General features: G+C 65.2%; 18 protein-coding genes. 10 read left to right on the plus strand and 8 right to left on the minus strand.

Annotated features, from left to right (window positions below):
• The first annotated feature begins 89 nt into the window (after positions 1 to 89).
• The gene (locus AOQ71_RS13690) at positions 90 to 1,247 is read left to right on the plus strand and encodes an IS481 family transposase (protein WP_083513846.1); all 1,158 of its coding nucleotides are present in this window, start codon (positions 90 to 92) and stop codon (positions 1,245 to 1,247) included.
• A gap of 124 nt (positions 1,248 to 1,371) precedes the next feature.
• On the opposite strand, the gene AOQ71_RS13695 is transcribed toward AOQ71_RS13690, so the two are convergent.
• Together AOQ71_RS13695 and AOQ71_RS13700 are read right to left on the minus strand one after the other, a co-directional pair.
• Complete coding sequence (locus AOQ71_RS13695) at positions 1,372 to 2,868, minus strand: caspase family protein (protein WP_057747203.1); 1,497 nt, start codon at positions 2,866 to 2,868, stop codon at positions 1,372 to 1,374.
• A gap of 144 nt (positions 2,869 to 3,012) precedes the next feature.
• Positions 3,013 to 3,933 (minus strand): LysR family transcriptional regulator, encoded by a 921-nt coding sequence (locus AOQ71_RS13700; RefSeq protein WP_057747205.1) that lies wholly within the window; start codon positions 3,931 to 3,933, stop codon positions 3,013 to 3,015.
• Positions 3,934 to 4,028: 95 nt separating this feature from the next.
• Here AOQ71_RS13700 and AOQ71_RS13705 point away from each other — a divergent pair, with 95 nt between their 5' ends.
• A complete protein-coding gene (locus AOQ71_RS13705) occupies positions 4,029 to 4,472 on the plus strand; it encodes a DoxX family protein (RefSeq protein ID WP_057747272.1) in 444 nt (147 codons plus the stop codon).
• 2 nt (positions 4,473 to 4,474) lie between these two features.
• On the opposite strand, the gene AOQ71_RS13710 is transcribed toward AOQ71_RS13705, so the two are convergent.
• A complete protein-coding gene (locus AOQ71_RS13710; protein WP_157083507.1) occupies positions 4,475 to 4,816 on the minus strand; it encodes a hypothetical protein in 342 nt (113 codons plus the stop codon).
• On the opposite strand from AOQ71_RS13710, the gene AOQ71_RS13715 reads away from it, so the two are divergent.
• The 3 genes from AOQ71_RS13715 to AOQ71_RS13725 are packed head-to-tail and all read left to right on the plus strand — an operon-like array spanning position 4,809 to position 8,691.
• Positions 4,809 to 5,840, plus strand: a complete 1,032-nt coding sequence (locus tag AOQ71_RS13715) for a TRAP transporter substrate-binding protein (protein ID WP_057747209.1) — start codon at positions 4,809 to 4,811, stop codon at positions 5,838 to 5,840. The genes AOQ71_RS13710 and AOQ71_RS13715 overlap by 8 nt on opposite strands.
• Before the next feature lie 7 nt (positions 5,841 to 5,847).
• The gene (locus AOQ71_RS13720; protein WP_057747273.1) at positions 5,848 to 7,701 is read left to right on the plus strand and encodes a TRAP transporter large permease; all 1,854 of its coding nucleotides are present in this window, start codon (positions 5,848 to 5,850) and stop codon (positions 7,699 to 7,701) included.
• Positions 7,702 to 7,713: 12 nt separating this feature from the next.
• The gene (locus AOQ71_RS13725; RefSeq protein ID WP_057747211.1) at positions 7,714 to 8,691 is read left to right on the plus strand and encodes a hydroxyacid dehydrogenase; all 978 of its coding nucleotides are present in this window, start codon (positions 7,714 to 7,716) and stop codon (positions 8,689 to 8,691) included.
• 6 nt (positions 8,692 to 8,697) lie between these two features.
• Here the strand turns inward: AOQ71_RS13725 and AOQ71_RS13730 are convergent, their stop codons facing one another.
• Positions 8,698 to 9,864: an ABC transporter substrate-binding protein gene (locus tag AOQ71_RS13730; RefSeq protein WP_057747213.1), complete on the minus strand. Its 1,167-nt coding sequence runs from the start codon at positions 9,862 to 9,864 to the stop codon at positions 8,698 to 8,700.
• A 289-nt stretch (positions 9,865 to 10,153) separates the two neighbouring features.
• Here AOQ71_RS13730 and AOQ71_RS13735 point away from each other — a divergent pair, with 289 nt between their 5' ends.
• From AOQ71_RS13735 to AOQ71_RS13745, 3 genes are all read left to right on the plus strand, one after another.
• Positions 10,154 to 12,583: a bifunctional diguanylate cyclase/phosphodiesterase gene (locus AOQ71_RS13735; protein WP_057747215.1), complete on the plus strand. Its 2,430-nt coding sequence runs from the start codon at positions 10,154 to 10,156 to the stop codon at positions 12,581 to 12,583.
• 242 nt (positions 12,584 to 12,825) lie between these two features.
• Positions 12,826 to 14,106, plus strand: coding sequence for an MFS transporter (locus AOQ71_RS13740; RefSeq protein WP_057747217.1), 1,281 nt, complete (start codon positions 12,826 to 12,828; stop codon positions 14,104 to 14,106).
• A gap of 280 nt (positions 14,107 to 14,386) precedes the next feature.
• The gene (locus tag AOQ71_RS13745) at positions 14,387 to 16,966 is read left to right on the plus strand and encodes an EAL domain-containing protein (protein ID WP_057747274.1); all 2,580 of its coding nucleotides are present in this window, start codon (positions 14,387 to 14,389) and stop codon (positions 16,964 to 16,966) included.
• Between the two features lie 21 nt (positions 16,967 to 16,987).
• On the opposite strand, the gene AOQ71_RS47755 is transcribed toward AOQ71_RS13745, so the two are convergent.
• From AOQ71_RS47755 to AOQ71_RS13765, 4 genes are all read right to left on the minus strand, one after another.
• A complete protein-coding gene (locus AOQ71_RS47755; protein WP_245316871.1) occupies positions 16,988 to 17,155 on the minus strand; it encodes an isocitrate lyase/phosphoenolpyruvate mutase family protein in 168 nt (55 codons plus the stop codon).
• Between the two features lie 180 nt (positions 17,156 to 17,335).
• The gene (locus AOQ71_RS45055; RefSeq protein WP_245316872.1) at positions 17,336 to 17,548 is read right to left on the minus strand and encodes a hypothetical protein; all 213 of its coding nucleotides are present in this window, start codon (positions 17,546 to 17,548) and stop codon (positions 17,336 to 17,338) included.
• A gap of 105 nt (positions 17,549 to 17,653) precedes the next feature.
• Entirely contained in the window at positions 17,654 to 18,103 is a 450-nt protein-coding gene (locus AOQ71_RS13760; protein ID WP_057747224.1) for an ester cyclase, read from the minus strand.
• A gap of 139 nt (positions 18,104 to 18,242) precedes the next feature.
• Positions 18,243 to 18,854, minus strand: a complete 612-nt coding sequence (locus tag AOQ71_RS13765) for a TetR/AcrR family transcriptional regulator (protein ID WP_057747225.1) — start codon at positions 18,852 to 18,854, stop codon at positions 18,243 to 18,245.
• A gap of 133 nt (positions 18,855 to 18,987) precedes the next feature.
• Here AOQ71_RS13765 and AOQ71_RS13770 point away from each other — a divergent pair, with 133 nt between their 5' ends.
• On the plus strand, positions 18,988 to 20,220 hold the full coding sequence (locus AOQ71_RS13770; RefSeq protein WP_057747226.1) for a cytochrome P450: 1,233 nt from the start codon (positions 18,988 to 18,990) through the stop codon (positions 20,218 to 20,220).
• Between the two features lie 144 nt (positions 20,221 to 20,364).
• The coding region (locus AOQ71_RS47760) for an AsmA family protein (protein WP_245316873.1) at positions 20,365 to 21,433 on the plus strand (1,069 nt) is incomplete at its 3' end.

The raw sequence follows: 21,433 nt of genomic DNA on the forward strand, positions 1-21,433 counted from the left end.
TGTTTAGCCCGGAGACATGACTGACAGGTGTTCGGGGACATGGTTGACACGTCAAAATCGGCTCGATTCGTCAAACAAGGGGGCGAACGATGCCGTGGCGAGAGGTGTCAGTCATGGATCAAAGGCGGGAGTTTGTGGTGCTTGCCAAGCAGGAGGGAGCGAACCTGCGGCAGCTGTGCCGGCAGTTCGGCATCAGCGCTCCGACGGGCTACAAGTGGATCCAGCGGTACGATGCAGGCGATACGACATTGGCGGACCGATCGCGACGACCTCATCACAGTCCGGAGCGTACAGCTGCTGCGATCGAGCAACAGATCGTCGAACTGCGCGATGCTCACCCGGCCTGGGGAGCGCGCAAACTCGCGCATCGTCTCAAGCGCAACCGGCAGGCCGTTCCGGCGATATCGACCGTGCACGAGATTTTGCGACGTTATGATCGGGTGAAGGAGCCTGCGGGCACGCCTGGACAGCCGTATACGCGCTTCGAGAAGGATAAGCCCAATCAACTTTGGCAAATGGACTTCAAGGGACACAGTGCCTTGGAGAACGGCGTGTCCTGCCATCCACTGACGACGCTGGACGATCACTCGCGCTTTGCCTTGTGCCTGGCAGCCTGTGACAACGAACGAGGCTCGACGGTACGAGGCCATCTCGAGACGACGTTCCGCCGCTACGGACTGCCGGATGCGATGTTCGTCGACAATGGCGGCCCCTGGGGCTTCACCCTCGAAGACCCCTGGACCACGCTGACGGTGTGGCTTCTCAAGCTCGGCATCCGCACGATCCACAGCCGGCCCTATCATCCCCAGAGCCGAGGCAAGAACGAACGGTTCCACCGCAGCCTGAAGGCCGAGGTCTTCGCCTTCAAGCGCTACCGCGACCTTGCCGATGTCCAGCGGGCGTTCGACCAATGGCGCAACGTCTACAATCTCGATCGGCCGCACGAGGCATTGGGCTTCGATGTGCCCGCGAGCCGTTATCGACCGAGCCAGCGCCCTATGCCGAACCGCCTTCCAACGGTGGAGTACGACGACGGCGAGATCGTCCGTTCCGTCTCCACCACCAAGGCCTATGTCAGCTTCAAGGGACGGCTCTGGAAAGTCCCGCAAGCCTTCCGTGGTGAGAGGCTCGCCATTCGCCAGCTCAGTGCCGACGGAAAATTCGGAATATTCTTTGCCGCTCATCAGATCGAAACGATCGATCTGCGTAACCCCAAAAGTGTCAACCATGTCTCCGAACAGGTGTAAGCTATGTCTCCGGGCTAAACAGCAGCGAAGCAATCCAGAATTTCTCCGCGGAAAGACTCTGGATTGCTTCGCTGCGCTCGCAATGACGGAGGGCAAGTTTGCCCTCCGCTTCGCGATCAGGAACTCAGTATCTGTTGCTGCGACCGTAGTCGCCGTGTCCCATCTCGCCGCCACCGCGGCCGCCGCCCATGCCCATTCCCATGCCAATCCCGACACCGATGCCGATGCCTTGCATGATGGCGGCGGGTGGCGGGCCTTGTTGAGGTGGCGCGCGCTCGACGACTTCATCAGTCGGCGGCTTGCGCTTCGGCGGTGTGTCGGCGACCTTGCGCTTTGAGGGCGGCGGCGTGTCGTCGACGCGCTTCTTGATGATGGGCGCAACCGTCGGGTTGATCGGCGTCGATGCCGGCGGGGTCGGTGCCGAGCATGGGCAGGTCGGCGCCATCGCGACGGCGACCGGGACCGCAGCGGCGGCAACCGGTAAGGCATAGTTGCGGTTCTGCACGCGGAGCAGGAGCCGCCGCGCGGTTGCGGCGAGATCGCTGTTGTCCCAGTTCGCCAGATAAGCCTCATAGGATGCACGGGTGTTGATCGCCACGGCGCGGTCCCACGCCAGCATCTGACGCCGGCGCTCCATGACGGTGCGCAAGCGCGGCGTGCGGACATCCTGCGCGTACAGTTCGATATAGGCCTGATAGGCTTCCACCGTGTCGTCGGCGATCACGAGATCATAGGCGACCTTGGCATCCTTACCCTGCAAATCCTTGCGCCAGTCAGCGACGCTGCGCGAGGCACTGGCGAGCGCCATCGAATTTGCGCCCGGCGCAGGCGGCTGGCCGCTGCTCTCGCCGAAGAACTTGAAGTCGGTCGTCAGCGACGAGCTTTCCCAGGGAATCTGGCGCCCGTCGGTCGACTGCGCCACCGCGATGCGGATGCGCTTGAACACTTCCTCGATCGGAATGTTCGGCTGCTTGGCGACGGTCAGGGCGGCCGTGGTGTAGGGACTGTCGGTGCCATCGCCGTCCTCGGCCTCGGCGCCGGGCGAGGTCGAGTACGAAATGAACGAGCCGGGTGCGCCGGCCTTGGTGTCGACGATCGCGAGCCCATGGCCGGCACCCGAGAGCGCCGGGAACGGGTTGTTGCGGCAGGCATCGAGCATGAAGATGCGCGCCCGCGTCGGCAGCGCGCCGAGCGTGTTGAGCAGGTCGTTCAGCCGCACGCCCTGCAGCGGAATGTCCGCCTCGCGCTTGGGGTCGAGATCGACAGGCACGAGATAGTTCTCGCCGTCGATCTGCAGGCCGTGCCCGGCATAGAACACCAGCGCGACGGTGTCGGCGCCGGCGGCACTGACCTTGCCGGCGAAATCCGAGATCGCCTGGCGCATCTCGTTCTGCGCGAGATTCGGTGCTGCCGTGACGGTGAAGCCGGCATTGCCGAGCAGCTCGGCCATGCCCTTGGCATCATTGGCGGCGTTGGGCAGCTCCGGCACCGTGCGATAGGCGGACTGGCCGATCACCAGCGCAAGACGCGCTTCGGCCGCAGCATCCGTCGGCGTCATCAACTGGGTAAGGGCAAGGAGACCGGAGGCAAGGATCAAATTGCAAAGGACTGGACGGCGCATGGGGTCACCTCCACTGGCAATGGGTGCAAGAATGTCACCTTTTCTAATCGTCCGCCATTGCTGCGTCTGTGCGCTGGCTCACGTTGCAACGAGCGGCGATTGGGCAGGGCGTATGCCGGAGCCGACGTGTTGCACCGTGCAGCGTCAGAACAGGCCGTGGTCCCACGGCGGCTCCGGCGCAAAGCGCGCGGCGAGGAAATCGATGAAGGCGCGCACCTTTGCCGGCGGACGACGGTCGGGCAGGTAGACCGCATGCACGGCAGATGACTGCACCTCCGGCTGGTCGAGCGGAAGCGCGACCAGCGTGCCGGCGCGCAAATCGTCGGCGACGATGAAGGTCGGCTGCCGCGCAAGGCCAAGGCCGGCCAGCGTCGCCGCGCGTAGCGCATCGCCATTGTTGGCGCGCAGATTGCCGGAGACCTGGACGCGGATCTCGCCCTCCGCGCCGAACAGCCATTCCGCGGCGCTTGCCTGTTGCGACAGCGTGTAGCCGAGGCAATTATGCCCGGCGAGATCGGCGACGCTGCGCGGCGTGCCGTGCTTGGCGAGATAGGAAGGGGCCGCGCAGACCACCAGGCGGTTCGGCGCGAGCTTGCGCGCCACCATGCTGGAGTCGCGCAATGTGCCGATTCGGATCGCGAGGTCCCAACCCTCCTCGGCGAGATCGACCAGGCGATCGTTGAGGCCGAGCTCGATCGTGACCTCGGGGTGACGCTCCGAGAAGTCGGCAATCAGCGGGGCGATCTGGCGTGTGCCAAACACGACGGGCACATTGACCCGCAGCGAGCCGCGCGGCTCGACGCGCTCGCGCGCGACCGCGGCGTCGGCCGTCTCCATGTCGGCGAGGATTCGCTCGGAGGATTCCAGATAGAGCCGGCCGGCCTCGGTGATCGATAGCCGCCGCGTGGTGCGGTGAAACAGCTTGATGCCAAGCCGCGCCTCCAGCGAGGCGACATGCTTGGTCACCATGGTCTGCGACAGGCCCATCGCCCGGGCCGCGCCCGACAGGCTGCCGCTCGCCGCGACCTTGGCGAAGACTTCCAGGCTGGTCAGGCGGTCGAGCACCTATTTCACTCTGTTAGTGTGAAGTATATTTCTAAAATAGCAGATTATCATTGTTCTGAGAATAGATCATAGATCGCCCAACAATGGAGACCGCCATGATCGATTCCCGTACCGCCCCCTACGCCGCGCTGGTGCTGCGTGTGACCCTGGGCGCGCTGTTCCTGGCACATGCCAGCCTGAAACTGTTCGTTTTCACCCCCGCCGGCACCGCAAAGTTCTTCGGCAGCCTCGGCTTCCCGCCGGAACTGGCCTACCTGGTCATGACTGTAGAGGTTCTCAGCGGCATCGCCCTGATCCTCGGCGTCTGGACCCGTTATGCGGCGCTGGCAGGCATTCCCGTCCTGCTTGGTGCGATCTTCACCGTGCATGGCGCGGCCGGTTTCTTCTTCACCAACCCGAAGGGCGGCTGGGAATTTCCCGCCTTCTGGGCGATCGCGCTGGCTGCGCAGGCGCTGCTTGGCGACGGCGCCTTCGCGCTGCGGCCCTCGCGTGATGTCGAGGCGGCGAACGGACAGCTGAGCGTCGCGCCGTCGCGCTGATCTCATCGATCGCGGAAAATGACAGAGCTGCGGGATCCCAGTCCCGCAGCTTTTTGCTGCGTGCCCATCAATCTGCGTTCGGCATCGATCCATACCTGAATTGGATCGATCTGCGGCAATCTTGCATGGAAGCCGCTTGGCCGCGATGCGGCATGATCGAAAACCTCGGCAAATATAGGCGTTGCGCTGCAATCCGTGCCGGCGCCCCTGCCGCTCGCGCGCGCATCGCGCTCCGTGGCACGCCTTGCCTGCCCCGTCGCTTTGGCCCTACTCTCCGCGCAACAGGCCGTGGCAACGACCGCGGCCGGCAAACAAAAAATATTGGGGAGAAACACCATGACCATCGTGCCCGTCAGCCGTCGCACGTTCATCAAGTCGTCGACGGCGCTGACCGCCGGCCTTGTGCTCTCTCCTGCCATCATCGGCCGCGCAGAAGCTGCGACGCTGAAGCTGAAATGCTCGTCCTCGCTGCCGAACGATCCCAAATTCGCCAACGGCCGCGTCTACTACGACAACCTCGTGAAGCAGATTAAGGCCAACGGTCTTGGCGAGCAGGTCGAGGTCGCCTTCTTCCCCGACAACCAGCTCGGTCAGGAGATCGACGTCATCAATTCGGTGAAGCTCGGCGTCATCGACCTCATGATCTCGGGCTCGTCGATCTCGGCCAATCTGGTGCCGCTGGTCGGGACCTACGATCTCGGCTTCCTGTTCTCGAGCTTCCCGCAGCAGACCAAGGCGTTCGATGCCGGCGCCGCCAAGCCGATCGAGGACGCGCTGCTCAAGGGCAGCAACATCCGTATCATCGCCTGGGCCTATAATTTTGGCTCGCGCAGCGTGCTCGCCAAGAAGCCGGTGAAGACGCCTGAGGATCTCGCCGGCCTCAAGATCCGCACGCTGCCCAATCCCGTCATCACCGAATGCCTGCGGCTGATGGGCGCCGCCGCGACGCCGCTGGCGTTCGGCGAGATCTACACGGCGCTGCAGGCCGGCGTGCTCGACGGTCTCGAGCACGATCCGCCGACCATCCTCGCCAGCAAGTTCTTCGAAACTGCGAAATTCTATGCGCTGACGCAGCACAATTTCTCGCCGCTCGCGGTCTATTTCAGCGACGTGACGTTCAACCGCATGGATCCGAAGCTGCGCGAGGGCTTCCTGGACGCCGCCAAGAAGGCCGCGGTCGACACGCGGGCCCACGGGCTTGCGGTCGAGAAAGAGGCGCTGACGGCCCTGACCGAGAAGGGCGTGACGGTGGCCGAATGCGACCGCGAGGCCTTCAAGAAGCGTGTCGCGCCGCAGATCGAAAACTTCATCAAGGCGCGGCCGGAGTCCAAGCCCGTCATCGACATCATTCGTTCGACCCAAGCCTGAGATGGTGATGGCAGACGCCGTATCGCTCCCGGGCGGCCGCCACGGGAGCATCGCCCTCCTGCTTCGCCTCAGCGACGCGATCGCGGCCGTCTTGCTGGCCGCCGATCTCGCGGTCGTCTGCGGCTCGGTGCTGCTGCGCTTCTTTTTCAACGCGCCGGTCGAATGGTCCGATGATGTCGCGCGCGGATTGATGGTTGGATCTGCCTTCTTCGGCGCGGCCAGCGCGCTGGCGCGCGGCGAGAATGTCGGCGTGTCCTTCTTCCGCGATCTGTTGCCGGGACGGCTGCGCACGCTGGTCGATGCGGCAAGCAGCCTGCTCGTCGTGCTGATCTCCGGCTATGTCGCCTACAACGCGATCAAGCTGGGCTCGCTGACCTCAGGCCAGACCACCGGCTCGGGTCTGCCACTTGAGCTCACCTTCTATCCGATGGGGATCGGCGCGCTGTTCATGACGGTGTTCGCGATCGATCATCTCTGCGCGCGGCCGCTCCCCGACATTGTCAGGGGGCTTGTTGCAGTCGCCGTCGTCACCGGCCTCTATCTCGCCTGGGATTATCTGTCGCCGTCCTCGGTGCCGTCGGCGGGCACCTTGATGCTGATCGGCTTCTTCGCCACGCTGTTCGGCGGCCTGCCGATCGGCTTTGCGCTGGCGCTGGCCGCTCTGATCTTCATCTGGGTCGAGGGCGCGTTGCCCGGCGTCATCTTCGCCCAGCAGATGGCGCGCGGCATCGATAATTTCGTGCTGCTGGCGATCCCGTTCTTCATCCTGGTCGGCTACCTCATGGAAGCCAACGGCATGTCGGTGCGCCTGATCGAGCTGTTGCAGCGCGCGGTCGGCCGCATGCGCGGCGGCCTGAACGTCGTGATGGTCGCCTCGATGGTGCTGTTCTCCGGCATCTCGGGCTCGAAGATGGCCGACGTCGCCGCCGTCGGCTCCGTGCTGATCCCGGCCGCGCGCCGCTCCAAGCAGAATCCGGGCAGCGCGGTCGCCTTGCTCGCGGCGTCCGCGGTGATGGCGGAGACCATACCACCCTGCATCAACCTGATCATCCTGGGCTTTGTCGCAAACCTCTCGATCGGCGGCCTGTTCATGGCAGGCCTGCTGCCCGCGGCGCTGATGGCGGCGGTGCTGATCGCCTTCTCCATCGTCTTCGGCAAGACGCCTGATGCCGCCGAGGAGGTCGAGCCGCAGATGGCGGTTTCAGGCCTGTGGAGCGGCGCGATCGCCTCGTTCGGCCTGATCTTCATGATCTTCTTCGGTTTCAAGAGCGGCTTTGCCACCGCGACCGAGATCTCCGCCTTTGCCGTGGCCTATGCGCTCGTCGTCGGCAGCGTCGTGTTCCGCGAGCTCAGCTTCAGATCGGCCGCGCACAGCTTCGTGCAGGCGGCGACGCGCGCCGGTCTGGTGCTGTTCATCGTCGCCGCTGCGCAGTCGCTGGCCTTCACGCTGACCTTGCAGCAGGTGCCGCATGCGGTCGGCGATTTCATGCTGGGCCTGTCCAAGACGTCGGGTGTTTGGCTGTTCATCCTGCTCGCGATCGCCGTGCTGATCGTGATGGGCTCGGTGCTGGAAGGGGCGGCCGCGCTGATCATCTTCGGCCCGCTGCTGTTGCCGGTGGCGGTGCAGCTCGGCATCGATCCCCTGCATTTCGGCGTGGTGCTGGTGATTGCGATGGGCGTCGGCCTGTTCGCGCCGCCGCTCGGGCTCGGGCTCTACGGCGCCTGCCTGATCGGCAACGTGCCGATCGAGCAGACGGTGAAGCCGATCCTGGGTTATCTCGGCCTGTTGTTCCTCTGCCTGCTCGTCATCGCCTTCGTGCCGTGGCTGAGCACCGCCTTGCCGCGCGCGTTCGGCTACTAAGGGAGTGCTGCCGTGAAAGTCCTGCTGGCCCATACGCCGGAGATGCGCCGCAATTACTATGGCGATCGCAGCCTGAACGGCTTGCGCGCCATCGCCGAGGTGATCCTGCACGAGGGCGACCAGGCGCTCGATTCTCCAGGCCTCGTCAGTGCGGCCAAGGACGCCGACATCATCGTCGCCGATCGCATGACCGAAGCTCGCGGCGAGATTTTTGCGCAATTGCCGCGCCTGCGTGCCTTTGTCCGCTGTGCCGTCGATATCAGGAATGTCGATGTCGAGGCGGCCTCGCAAGCCGGTGTGCTGGTGACACGGGCCGGTCCCGGCTTCGTGCAGGCGGTCGCCGAGCTCGCGGTCGGCTTCATGGTCGATTTGTCGCGCGGCGTGTCGGGAGCGACGGCCGACTACCACGCCGGCCGCAAGCCGGAGGCGCGGATGGGCCGCCAGCTGGCCGGCAGCACCATCGGCATCATCGGCTATGGCAGCATCGGGCGCTACCTCGCCGAGATCGCAAAAGTGCTGCGTATGCAGGTGCTGGTGGCCGATCCCTTCGCCGATGTCAGCGACAGCGCGATCCGGCATGTCGCGCTCGACGAGCTGCTCGCGGCATCGGACTTTGTCGTCTGCCTCGCCATCGCCAACGAGCAGACCGAGAAGCTGATCGGCGGGGCGGCGCTGGCGCGCATGCAGAAGCACGCATTCTTCATCAACCTCTCGCGCGGCAATCTGGTCGACGAGGCGGCGCTCGCCAAGGCGCTGCTGGAGAACCGCATTGCCGGCGCGGCAATGGATGTCGGCCGTGCACCCGACCAGATGCCGACGCCGGAGCTGGCAAGGCTGCCGAACGTCATCGCCACGCCGCATGTCGGCGGCCTGACGCCGCAGGCGATCGAATATCAGTCGCTGGAGACGGTGCGGCAGGTCGAGGCCATCATCAAGGGCGAGGCGCCGCAGGGTGCCGTCAACGCCGAGCGCTGGACGCGCAGGCGGTGAACTGCCCTAAAGCCTATCGACCGCCTTGAACGTCCCGTCCTTCTGGATCACCGTCAAGAACACCTTCGGTGGCGTGTCGATGGCGCGGGAGCCGACGGTGATGACGGTGCCGCTGATGTCGAAGCGGCCGACGTCGTTGATGATCCGCATCAGCTCCGCCCGCGTCGGGTTCGGTCCGAGATGTCTTAGGACCGCGGCGACAAAGCGGCCGGCGAGATAGCCTTCGAGCGAAACGAAGTCCGGGGTCAGCGCCGGGTCGAGTACCTTCTGTGCGGCCTGGTAGTCGGCCACGAGCTTGAGCGAGCGATCCCATGGAAATGGCACGACCTGCGAGACGATGACGCCTTCGCCCTCGGGACCGAGCTCCTTGGCAAGCGCGGTGGCGCCGACGAAGGAGATGTTGACGAATGTCGGCGAAAGGCCGCTGCGGTGCGCCAGCTTGATGAATTCGGCGCAAGGACCGTAGGTCCCGACCATGACGATCGCCTCGGGCTCGGCGCGCTTGATCACCCGCCAGGCCGCGCCGACGGCGCGGGTGTTGCGCTCGAAGGTGCCTTCGGCGGCGAGCTCGAGGCCGCGCCGGGCCAGCGCGTTCTTCACGCCGGCAAGGCCGTCACGGCCGAAGGAATCGTCCTGGTAGAAGATGCCGATGCGGGTGAACTTGCGGTCCTCGGTGAGGTGCTTGATCCAGGCCTCGGCCTCCGCGCCATAGCTCGCGCGGATGTTGACGACGTTCGGAAGCTTGAGGTCGCGCAGAAATTCGGCGCCGGTGAACGGTGCTATGAAGGGAATGTTCCGGGCTCTGGTGATCGGAATCGTCGCCATCGCCGTCGGCGTGCCAACCCCGCCGATCAGCGCGAACACCTTGTCGTCCTCGATCAGCCGCAGCGTCTGCGCCACCGAACGGTCGGGATCGTAGCCGTCGTCGCGGCTGATCAGCTGCAGCTTGCGGCCATGGATGCCGCCAGTTGCGTTGATCTCGGTGAATGCTGCGACGATGCCTTGCCGCATGCGCTGACCGAGCAAAGCTGAGGGGCCTGCGAACGCAGCCGTCTGGCCGAACAGGATCGTGTCGGCGCCGACGCCGACCTCCCCGCCGCTTGCAGCACACGTGGCTGCGGCGAGCAGTGCGAAGCTCAGCACGATGCGTGTCGCTGATCGAAACAGGTTCATCAGGAAGTGTTGCCGGATGCTGGAGAAAGCGCGCCAAGCATAGTCGCGCGGCCTGAATAGCTCGCTAACCGGCTCTGGACCGGCAGCTCCGTAATACTCCGGGTAAAACCGGCAAGTTGCGCCGATGCAGGCGGTTCAGGGGCGCACTTCGTTAACTAAGCCGTGCAATGCGGCAAGGCCTGGTTCCGAAATTGTGCAGTTCTTAACCGCGGTCCTTGTCCGATTGCCACTGCGGCGGTTCAACCAGAAGTTCGGTCCGCCGCGAAGAGGGGAACGGCGGCTTTTACGGATGGGCGATCGCGATCGGAACGATCAGGGCCGGAAACGGGGGAGCGGGTGGTGGCGCACTGCGCCGCTGCTCGGGCTCTATCGTCCTGCTCTCGTCGCAGCCGGGGTCGGTCTGCTGTTCTCGCTGGCGGGCGCTGCGGCCGTGGCGCGGTGGGAAGACCGCGTCAACAGGATCGAGTTCGAAAGCACGGCGGAGACCGATTCCATCGTCATGCAGAACGGCATGAACGAATATATCAGCCGGCTCGTCGCGCTGCGCACCCTGTTCGAATCGGCCAACGAGGAAATCACCCGCAGCGAGTTCCAGACGTTCAGCGCCCGGCTGTTCGAGCATCATCCCGGCATGCTGCGCATCTCCTGGCTGCCGCGCGTCAACCGCAAGGAACGCGCTGAATACGAGGCTGCCGCGGTCGCGGACGGCCTGTCCGGCTATCGCATCAAGTCGCTCCAGGGCGAGAGATTTGCGACCGCGCCGCAAAGCGATGAATATTTTCCGGTGTTCTATTCGACCTACCCGAAGACGTCGCCCGTCTATGGCATGGACTATGCCAGTGTTCCGGAACGCGCCGCGGCGCTCGAGCGCGCGCGTGACAACGACCGTATCGCCAGCGTTCGTGCGCGCCTCTACGATCCGCGCGGGGGTGGCCGGCTGTCCTATGCTCTCGTCGCCGTTCCCGTCTACGCCAAGGGGACCTCTCGCGACACGGTCGCGGACCGGCGCCGCAATCTCACAGGCTACGTGGTCGGCGTGTTCGACCTGCCGCTGCTGATAGAGGCCATTCGTGGCACGACCGGCGCAAGCCCTGCGGTCAGCGTGAACGTGTATCCGCCTTTCACGGCGGGGATCGTCGGCCTCGAGGAGATGATGCCGGATTATTCGTCGGCGCCTTCCGCGCCGCAGTCGATGCGCGACGTCGCGCGGGGCCTGCACTGGTCGGGCCATCTCAAGATCGGGGATACCGACTGGCAGGTGCGCGCGATGCCGACGGTCGGTGGTTCCCTCGAGATGACCTACGACCGCGCCGGCGCGGTCCTCATCGTCGGCATGCTGCTGACACTGTCACTGTCGATCTATCTGATGCTGGCAAGCCGCAACTCGCGGCGGCTGTCGCTGGCCAACCGTCGCGTGCTCGAGCTTGCGCAGACCGACGTCCTGACCGGATTGCCGAACCGCGCCTTCTTCCTTGCCCGGCTCGACGAGCTTAATGCTCAGCTGAAGAACGGCGGCTGGACCTTCTCGATCCTGATGCTCGACCTCGACCGCTTCAAGAACGTCAACGATTCACTCGGTCATGGCGCGGGCGATGCACTGCTGCGCCTGGTGGCGCAGCGGCTGAAATCCGCGGTGCGCGCCACCGACGTGCTGGCGCGGCTCGGCGGCGACGAGTTCGCTATCATCCAGGAGGGCTGCGAGGATCAGCGCGCATCGTCGACCGAGCTGGCCGCGCGGATCGCCAAGCTCATCGCCGAGCCGTTCCCATTGCCGGGGCATCGCGTCGAGATCGGCACCAGCATCGGCATTGCCGTCGCGCCGGATCACGGCAGCGACCAGGAGCAATTGCTGAAGAAGGCCGACCTTGCGCTCTATCGCTCGAAATCGGCCGGCCGCAACTGTTTCACCATCTACGACGAGGCGATGTCGGCCGAGCTCGAGGCGCGCAACACGCTGGAAGGGGATCTGCGCGACGCCATCGCGCTCTGCCAGCTCGAGGTGCACTACCAGCCGTTCATGGATGCCGGCACCGGCGCGCGGCGCGGCTTCGAAGCACTGGTGCGTTGGCGGCATCCGACCCGCGGGCTGATCCCGCCGGATCAGTTCATCGCGCTTGCCGAGGAGACCGGGCTGATCGTGCCGCTCGGTGAATTCGTGCTGCGCCGCGCCTGCGCGGATGCGGCGGCGTGGCCGTCGGACCTGATGGTCGCGGTCAATCTCTCGCCGATCCAGTTCAAGGAAGCCGATCTGTTCGATGTCATCAACGCGGCCTTGCGGGATTCCGGCCTGTCGCCGCAGCGGCTCGAGATCGAGATCACCGAATCCGTCCTGTTGGAACGCGGCACCGAGAACCTTGCTTTCATGGAGCGGCTGAAGAGCATCGGCGTCGAGCTCGCGCTCGACGATTTCGGCACCGGCTATTCCTCGCTGAGCTATCTCACCGCATTTCCGTTCGACAAGATCAAGATCGACAAATCGTTCATCCGCAATCTCACGCACCAGCCGCGCTCCTCCGCGATCATCTCCTCGATCGTGACACTGGCGCGCGGGCTCGACATGTCGGTCACCGCCGAAGGCGTCGAGACATCAGAGGAGTTCGAGCGGCTGAAGGCACTCGGCGTCAATTTTGCGCAAGGCTATCTGTTCAGCCGCCCGCTGCCGATCGACCAGATCGAGCTTGACGGGCCGGCCGAAGGCTCGCAGCGCGACGCCGCCTGAACGCCCGTCTCGCAGCATTTGAACATCACAAGAGGTCGTCATGCCCGGGCTTGTCCCGCCTGCGCGGCCGAAGCCGCTTCGGCGCGGCGAAGGCCCGGGCATCCACGTTCTTGGTACCGCTGCACGGCGTGGATGGCCGGAACAAGCCCGGCAATGACGATGTAGAGGCATTCGCTAAAATCACTTGACCCGGGCAATCCCGGATGATCGGTAGACGACCGTCTAGGGATGAAACAAGAAAAATGCGGCTTCCGTTCTTCTACGGCTGGGTCGTGGTTGCGGTGACGTTCGTCACCATGGCCATCGGCGTCAACGCGCGCACTTCCTTCTCGCTGTTCTTTCCGCCCATCATTGCCGAGTTCGGCTGGGAGCGCGGCGTGACTGCGGGCGCGTTCTCCTTCGGCTTCATCGCGTCCGCCGTGGCCAGCCCGTTGATCGGAAGGCTGATGGACCGTGCCGGCCCGCGCGCCGTGATGGAGCTCGGGGTGGCGCTGATGGCCGGCGGGCTGCTGCTTGCGCCGCTCACCAGCCAGCCCTGGCATCTCTACGTGACGATCGGCGTCATGGTCGGCGCCGGCTCCGTGTGCCTCGGCTATTCCGGCCAGTCGCTGTTCCTGCCGAACTGGTTCATCCGCAAGCGCGGCTTTGCCATCGGTATCGCCTTTGCCGGCGTCGGCATCGGTTCGATGACGCTGCTGCCATGGGTGCAGCACATGATCGAGCAGACCGGTTGGCGCACCGCCTGCACCGCGATGGGATTGATGATCCTGGTCGTGCTGGCGCCGATCAATCTGCTGCTGCACAAGCACCCCGAAGACATCGGCCTGCGGCCCGATGGCGACGGCGAGCCGGTCACGGGCGCCGCCAAGCCGGTCTCCAACATCGTCGATCCCGACTGGGCCGCGATCGACTGGACGCTGAAGCGGGCGGTTGCGACTGCGCGCTTCTGGTGGCTCGCGCTCGGTTATTTCTGCGGCCTGTACATCTGGTACGCGGTGCAGGTGCACCAGACCAAATTCCTGCTCGACATCGGCTTCAGCCCGAGCGTTGCGGTCTGGGCGCTCGGCGCCGTCAGCCTGCTCGGCATCCCCGGCCAGATCTTCCTCGGCCATACCTCCGACCGGATCGGGCGGGAATGGGTCTGGGCCATCAGCTGTGTGGGGTTTGCGATCTGCTTCGCGGCGCTGATGGCGCTGAAATACCAGCCTTCGTTCTGGCTGGTCTGGCTGATGGTGTTCACACAAGGCGCGCTCGGCTACGGGCTCACCTCGATCATGGGCGCAGTGGTGTTCGAGATTTTTGGGGGCCGCCACCAGGGCAGCATCTTCGGCATGATCATGCTCGCGGCATTGGCGGGAGGCGCGGCCGGGCCATGGGTGACCGGCCTGCTCTATGACCGCACCGGCGACTACACGCTCGCATTTGGCATTGCGATCATCGTCAGCCTTCTCTCGGCGCTGTCGGTCTGGCGGGCCTCGCCGGGCAAGGTTAGGGCCGTGGCCGGCCGGCTGCACATGCTCTAAAGCATGATCCGGAAAAGTGCGAAGCGGTTTTACGAAAAGATCATGCTCAAACAAGGAGCTAAAGCGCGATGACGATGCATCCTGATCTCATCGCGCTTTAGGGCGGGAACTCGCGCCCAATAGGTTCCGCTCGCGCTGCATTAGCACGGCATTTTTCTCGGACTGTTAAGCATGTCGCGGCTTGGCCGAACCCGGGCCGGTTGCAAAAAGGTCTTGGACACCATCGCCGCGGTAGCCTTGGGCTGGTTGCCGTATCTTGCCGATGCTGCCGGGTCGAATGATGTCTGCCTCCGACTGCCCCCTGACCAAAATGCCGGACGTGCTGCGCGCCGCGCTCGAATGCGCCGACGACGGCATCGTCATCGTCGACGATGCGCGTCGCATCACCTATTTCAACGCCGGCGCTGAGCGGATCTGGAAGCTTGCGCCTGCCGACGTGCTCGGCGGCGACGCCGCCATTCTCACGCTCAAATGTCTTCAAGCCGATCCGGTCGTGGACTTTCGCGACGAGATCAGCCTCATCAGGCGCGACGGCAGCCGGATCAAGGCCACGATTGCGCTGTCGTCGACGACCATCGACGGTACTGTCAATCACATCATATTCGCGCGCGACGTCACCGCCGAGGCCGAGCGTCGCGTCAGGATCGGGCTGCTCAACGCAGTCTCGGACCAGACCAATCGCGCCGTGATCATCGCCGACGTCGAGCACAACATCCGCTACGTCAATTCGGCCTTCACGGCGCTGTTCGGCTATACCAGCGAGGAAGCCGAGGGACGACCTGCGGCGGAGCTCATCGCCGGTTGCCATACCAACCGCAGGGCGATCGCGAAGCTCGTCAAGCGGCTCATGGCCGGCGGCCGCCGCGGCGAGGTCGAGACACTCGTTTACGACAAGAGCGGCGAGGAGATCTGGGTCTGTGCGCGGCTCGACGCCTTCCGCGACAACAAAGGCCGGCTCAGGCACATCTTCGCGCTGGTCGAGGACATCACCGAGAGCAGGCAGTTGCGCTCGCTGCAGCAGCTCATCATGAGCGCGCTCGCCGACGAGGTCCCGATCACCGAGATCGCCGACCGGCTCTGCCGCCGCGTCGAGGAGATCGCACCCGACGTCGTCTGCTCGCTGCTGCATGTCGATGCCGCAGGCCTGGTTCACCCGCTCGGGGGCCCGAGCCTGCCCGAGGACTATTCCAGCGCGCTGGACGGCATCGCGATCGGGCCTGACGTCGGCTCCTGCGGCACCGCCGCCTTCTATGGCGAGCCGGTGCTGGCTGAAGATCTCGACACCGATCCGCGCTGGCAGCCTTACAAGGCCATGCCGCTCGCAACCGGCTTGCGGGCCTGCTGGTCGACCCCGGTCAAGGCCAAGGACGGCCGGGTCATTGCCACCTTCGCATTCTACTATCGCGAGTCTCGCGCGCCGAGCAATTGGCACCGGCGCATCGTCGATGCCTGCGTCGACCTCGCCGCCTTCGCCATCGAACGCAAGGAAGCGCGCGCCGAGATCGCGCGGCTTGCCTATCACGATATTCTCACCGGCCTGCCCAACCGCGCGCAATTACGGCACCTGATCACGACCGCGATCGATGCCTGTCCGACCGGCAGCCATGTCGCGCTGGCCTTCCTCGACGTCGATCACTTCAAGGACGTCAACGACACGCTCGGCCATGCCGCCGGCGACGAGCTTCTGATCCAGCTCGCGCAGCGCCTGCGCGAGCAGATCGGGCCGGAGGATATGCTGGGCCGGCTTGGCGGCGACGAGTTCGTCATCCTGCTGCCGCATCGCAATGCCGAGAGCGCCGAGCAGGTCGCGACCCGCATCACCGAGGCGCTGGCTGCGCCCCTGCGGCTCGGATCGAAGCTGATGCCGATGTCGGCCAGCATCGGCATCAGCCTCTATCCCGACCATGCGACCGATATCGACACGCTGATGCAGCAGGCCGATGCCGCCATGTACATGGCCAAGCAGGCGGGCCGCTCCACCCATTGCATGTTCAACGCCGAAATGAACGGCCTGACCGAACAGCGGCTGGCGATGATCGCAGCACTCCGCCGCGCCATTGCCGAGGGTGCGCTCAGCCTGTTCTACCAGCCGCAGATCCGCAGCTGCGACGGCGCCGTCCATGGGGTCGAAGCGCTGGCACGCTGGCACGATGCCGTGCTCGGCGACGTCTCGCCGGCCAAGTTCATTCCGCTCGCCGAAGAATGCGGCCTGATCGAGCAGATCGGCCTGTGGTCGGTGCGCGAGGCCTGTCGGCAGATGGCGGCCTGGCGTCGCGCCGGGCTCAACATCCCCAGTGTCTCGGTGAATTTGTCGCCGATCAATTTCCGCAACGTCACCTTGGCCGCGCGGCTCCAGGATGTCCTCACCGAACACGATCTGCCGCCCGATGCCCTCATGCTGGAGATCACCGAAGGCACCTTCATGCAGGACGGCGCCGCTGCGCTGGAGACGATGCACGCGATCCGCGCCCTCGGCATCGGCCTGTCGGTGGACGATTTCGGCACCGGCTATTCGAGCCTCAGCCGGCTCGCCCATCTGCCGATCCGCGAGCTGAAGATCGACCGCAGCTTCATGCGCGACATCGAGAAGGATGCCGGCGCACTCGCGATCGCCACCGCCGTGGTCCGGGTCGGCCAGGGCCTTCGGCTGACCGTCGTCGCCGAAGGCGTCGAGACCGAAGGCCAGCGCAAGATGCTGGCCGAGCTCGGCTGCGACGTCGTGCAAGGCTACGTCTACGCCCCCGCGCTGGCGCCCGTCGCCTTCGAGCGCTGGCTGATCGAGCACTGCGCCGAGCAGGCGAGGGCGATGCTGGGGCAGCTCGAGGTCAAGCCGGCGGTTGCGGTGAAGCGCTCGGCTTGAGGCACGACGCCGGAGAACGGCTCAGGCATTCGGCTGCAGGAACGTCCCGTATTGCTTGCTCGCGGCGACCCCTGCGGCTGCCTGTCCGATGAGGCACATCGCCGCCATCATCGGCCATGGCCCAAGGCTCACCCGCCGAACGCCGACGCGAGCGAGATCGCGAATTTCCGGAATCCCCTGCGTCACCATGATATTGACCGGCAGGGGCGCCAGCTGAACCAGTCTCGCGATCAATGATCGGGTGGGCCGTGTTCATCACCACTGCAGCCTTGATCGCCGACGGTGCCGTGGCCAGCGCCTGGAAGGTCGACGTGCCGCCCCAATCCATGCCGACGACGCAGGCTTGCCCGTCCTCGCTCAGCGCGGCGATCAGCGCTTCGAGATCCTTGCCCAGTGCGATGGGATCGAAAATGCCGTCCGCCGGATCGCACGCAAGAAGCCGTCGGCCGGTGTCGTCTCCGGACCGATCAGCCGGTTCGGGCGCAAACCATCTTCCAACGCCAGCACGACCAAGGCCATCCACGGCAGGTTCAGCCTTTCGCCATTCGCGTTGTCCAGCAATGTCGCCTCGATGATCGGCAACCGATTGCGGTGAAGGGGTCGGCTTGGCGCGCGTTTTCCAGAATGACACCGGCGACCGCAAGATCGCCGGTGTGTTCGTTGAGGTCTCTGCGCCTGGCACAGGGCTCAGGCAGCGCGGATGAGACCGAGCTGCTGCAGGGCAGTGACCCCGTCGTCGAGACCGATTTCCTCGAGGATCTTTCCGTCCTTGAGTTTCAATACGGTCGTGCCGGTGAACTTCATCTTGCGGCCGGTGTTGGCCGGCAGCGATCCTGCCAGGAAGTCGGCGAATGCCGGCCCGGTATGCGTACCTCCGCCCTCCCACCGGCCGACGACATAGTCGCCTTCGGCGATGAGATCGGCGGCGCCCCAGAAATTGAGATCGGGGAACGCTTTCCGAAAGTCCGTCATGAATGCCTTGATGTCGTCGCGCCCACGGCGCGGCTCGTGCAGCGAATATTGCAGCAGCATATCCGGTGCGGCGAGTTCATCGACAATTCCGAGGTCGCAGGTCTTGCCCCAGAATTTCGTGAACCACTGGCCGACGATGGCTTTGTTATCTTGTTCAACCGTCACGATCGCTTCTCCTGTGTGCTTTGGTGCCCACCATGAGAAGCTATGACGATCACACCGCTGCTCTCCCACCCGATTCCCGACGACGGCGCTACGTTGCTGCTTCCCGGCATCGCAATGTCGAGCGCGTCGCTGGTGCGCCCTAATCCGTCGCCAATCCCGTTCGCCGCCTCAAATCCGTGATCGCGCGCAGAAAACTGTCGGCCGGCGTGGTCTCGGGATCGATCAGCCGGTGCAGGCGAAAGCCGTCTTCCAGCGCCAGCACCACCGAGGCCATCCAGGGCGGGTTCAGCGTCTCGCCTTTGGCGCTGTCTCTCAACGTCGCCTCGACGATGTCGGCGATCAGCTTGCGCCGCGCCCGCAGCCGCTTGGCGAGTTCGGGCCGGCGCTTCTCGGCGCGTGCAACGAACAGGATCATCTCGATATGCAGCAGCGGCGAGCGGGCGAGGGGGTCCTGCCGGGCCCGGTCCATCGTCTTCAGCGCCGCGATGAAGTCGTCGAGGTTCCTGTGCTGCGCCAGGATCTCCATGTTGCGCCGGATCGATCGCTCGACATGGTCCTCGAGCATGGCGAAGATCAGCTCGTCCTTGCTCTTGAAATTCGAATAGAACGCGCCGCGGGTGAAGCCGGCCTCCGCCGCAATCGCCTCGATGCTGGCGCCGCCGATCCCGTCCTGCTCGAACACGCGCGCGGCTGCCTCGAACAGCGCCTCGCGCGTGTCGTCCCTGGTCGGCCTGGTTCTCAGTCTTGACATCCCTCAAGGTTAGGGCAAAATGCAACTCGATACAACAATGTATCGAGTTGATAAATCATCAGGGATGGTTACGCCGGCTTTCGGAGCTGCAAACCGGCGTATCGTGTCATGCGGCAACCGACGTGAGGTCACCATGAACGAGCCAGTTCAGAGCGTCGCCAGCGATCCCCTGTTCAATCCGCTCGCGCCGGACTTCATCCGCAATCCCTATCCGCATTACGACCGGCTGCGCGCGATCGACCCGATCCACGTCACGCCGTTCGGCCAGTTCGTGGCCAGTCGTCATGCCGAGGTCAGCCTCGTGATGCGCGACAAGCGTTTCGGCAAGGATTTCGTCGAGCGCACGAGCCGCCGTTACGGCCCCGACATCATGAAGGAGCCGGTGTTCCGCAGCATGGCGCACTGGATGCTGCAGGCCGATCCGCCCGATCACACCCGCCTGCGCGGCCTCGTGGTGAAGGCGTTCACCGCCCGCCGCGTCGAGGACATGCGCCCGCGCATCCAGGAGATCGTCGACCAGACCATCGATACCGTGATCGGCCGCGGCCAGATGGACCTGATCGAGGATTTCGCCTTCCGCCTGCCTGTCACCATCATCTGCGAGATGCTCGGCATTCCCGAGGACCATCGCGAGGTGTTTTACAAAAGCTCGCGCGAGGGCGGCCGGCTGCTCGACCCGGTGCCGATGACGCCGGAGGAGATCGCCAAGGCCAACGCCGCCACCACGATGGCGCAGATGTATTTCCAGCAGCTGTTCGAGCTGCGCCGCAAGTCTCCCGGCGACGATCTCATCAGCCAGCTGGTGCAGGCCGAGGAGGACGGCAACAAGCTCACCAATGAGGAGCTGACGGCGAACATCATCCTGCTGTTCGGCGCCGGCCACGAGACCACAGTCAATCTGATCGGCAACGGCCTGCTCGCGCTGCATCGCAATCCGGACCAGCTGGCGCTGTTGAAGGCGCGGCCGGACCTGATGACGGGCGCGATCGAGGAATTCCTGCGCTACGATTCCTCGGTGCAGATGACCGGGCGCGTGGCGCTGGAGGAGATCGACGATCTCGGCGGCAAGACCATCCCCAAGGGCGAGACCGTGCTCTGCCTGCTCGGCTCGGCCAATCACGATCCGGCGGTTTATCCTGACCACCCCGAGAGGCTCGACATCGCCAGGCCGAACGTCCGGCCGCTGTCGTTCGGCGGCGGCATCCATTTCTGCCTGGGGGCCCAATTGGCCCGCATCGAGGCCGAGATCGCCATCGCCACGCTGCTGCGGCGGCTGCCGGATTTGCGCATCGACGACGTCGAGAACCCGGAATGGCGGCCGACCTTCGTCTTGCGGGGCTTGAGGCGCCTTCCGGCCAGCTGGTGAGGCCGGGTGCGTTAACCGCCGCGCGCAACAGTCGCTGTGACTTCGCCACACTTCCCCCTATATAAGGGGCTGTTCCGGCGCGCCTGAAGCTTGGTTTGTCAGCTTGGGTTTGACCCGGGTGCCGGCTTGGCCGAGGGGAGACCCGTGCAGACGACGCTGCTCGGATTGGCGATTGCCTTCATCTTAGCGCTGCTGGCCGCGCTGATCGGGCCTTACTTCATCGACTGGAACCAGTTCCGGCCCCAGTTCGAGGCAGAGGCGACCCGAATCATTGGCGTGCCGGTGCGCGTGGCGGGCGAGCTCGATGCGCGGCTCCTGCCGGCGCCGACATTGCGGCTGCGTTCGGTCACCTTCGGCGGCAACAATGATCTCGGGCGCTTGCGCGCCGACAAGCTCGACGTCGAGTTCAGCCTGAGCTCGTTGATGCGCGGCGAATGGCGTGCCACCGAGCTCTCGGTCGGCGGCATGGCGGCGGATCTCGGCCTCGACGCCAGGGGCAAGGTCGATCTGCCCTCCACCGCGAGCGGCACCTTCAATCTCGCCTCGCTCGCCATCGAGCGGCTCAACCTCACCGGCCGCATCGCCCTTCACGATGCCGCCAGCCGCTCGACGCTCGAGCTGATTGACATCGGCTTCTCCGGCGACGTCCGCTCGCTCGCGGGATCGGTGCGGGGCGATGGTCATTTCACCGCCAACGGCGTGCGCTATCCGTTCCGCGTCTCCTCCGGCCCCAACCCCGACGGCAGCGCCACCCGCGTGCACCTCAATATCGATCCCGGCGAGCGCGCCATCCTGGCCGACCTCGAAGGCGTGCTTGCCTTCGACAACCGCTCGCCGAAATTCGATGGCGCGCTGACGCTGGCCGTGCCGCCACCGAAGAAAGCAGGCGAGGCGGGGCCGACGCCCTGGAAGCTCACCGCAAAGCTCAAGGCCGATCCGGCCGGTGCCAAGTTCGACCAGATCGACGCGAGCTTCGGCGCGGAAGACAGCGCGCTGAAAGTCGGCGGCGTCGGCGACCTCAGGTTCGGCGCTTCGCCGCTGCTGCGCGCGGTGCTGTCGGCGCGGCAGGTCGATGCCGACAAGCTCGCCGGCCGCGACGATGCCGAGCCGCTGCGTATCCTGCCGGCCCTGCGCGCGGGTCTCGCGGCGATTCCGCAGGCGCCGATCCCGGCGCAGATCGAGTTCAACTCCGACCAGATCATGCTGGGCGGCC

The organism is Bradyrhizobium manausense (assembly GCF_001440035.1).
GTDB classification, from domain to species: Bacteria; Pseudomonadota; Alphaproteobacteria; order Rhizobiales; family Xanthobacteraceae; genus Bradyrhizobium; species Bradyrhizobium manausense.